This is a genomic window from Rhodococcus sp. 06-235-1A (genome assembly GCF_002258785.1).
In the GTDB taxonomy this organism is placed as follows: domain Bacteria; phylum Actinomycetota; class Actinomycetes; order Mycobacteriales; family Mycobacteriaceae; genus Rhodococcoides.
This window is the reverse complement of sequence record NZ_NOYI01000035.1, coordinates 1-816: the sequence shown is the minus strand read 5'-3', so window position 1 is coordinate 816 and position 816 is coordinate 1. Positions and strand designations below refer to the sequence as shown.

The window sequence follows — 816 nt, the reverse complement described above, 5'->3', positions numbered from 1 at the left end:
GTACTGACCGCCGGCAGGCGGCGGGGTGTTTCCCGTGTAGGGCGGGGGAGGGTTCGGCGCTTCGGGGCGGTCGGGATCGGAGCCCTCGCCGGGCCGCGGTTCGTCGGTCGAATTGTCGGGCACGTCGTTCTCCTGGTCGGTGGTGGGACGAGTGGGTACCTCAGGGCATCCTGGGCCCGCGAACACTCGAATGCAGACGAGCGGGCCTCCTGGGTTTTCGGAGGTCCGCTCGTGTGTGGACGGGTTGTTACGAGATGCTGATGACTTGGGTTCCGCCGGCGATCTCGTCGTGCTTGCCCTGCTTGGTGGGGCTGGAATTGATGGTCACGGCGATGACGATGTACGCCACCAACACCAGGAAGCTGCCGACGATGGGCACGATATTGAGCAGGAGGAAGGCATTGCGCTTGGCCGCCTCGGCCTGCGTCGGTATTCCGCCCGCGGCACCGACAGTGCGCAGGCCGAAAATCTGCTTGCCCAGAGTCTGGCCACGAGAGGACTCGAGGTAGGTGAAATATGCGAAGGCGAGAACCGCTGAGACGATCCCGAAGATCAGACTTCCGAAGAACCCGTTCGGAAGTATCAGATAGAGGATCACCTGCACGACTCCGACGATCAGCCCGTCCACGAAGCGCGCTGCGAAACGTATACCGAGGCTGCCCGGCTGCGCACCACCGGGCAGCTGTGAGCCGGCTCCGTATGCCGCAATACCGCCGGCAAGAGGGGGCGGGTAATTGCCCGGGGGCGGGTAGTTCCCGGGCAATTACCCGCCCCCTCTTGCCGGCGGTATTGCGGCATACGGAGCCGGCTCACAGC

Annotated in this window: 1 protein-coding gene; it reads right to left on the bottom strand. The window is 64.8% G+C overall.

Annotated elements, in window-relative coordinates; translation table 11 throughout:
• Positions 1–247: 247 nt before the first annotated feature.
• Positions 248–763, bottom strand: a complete 516-nt coding sequence (locus CH275_RS27945; RefSeq protein WP_256991260.1) for an RDD family protein — start codon at positions 761–763, stop codon at positions 248–250.
• Between the last annotated feature and the right edge of the window lie 53 nt (positions 764–816).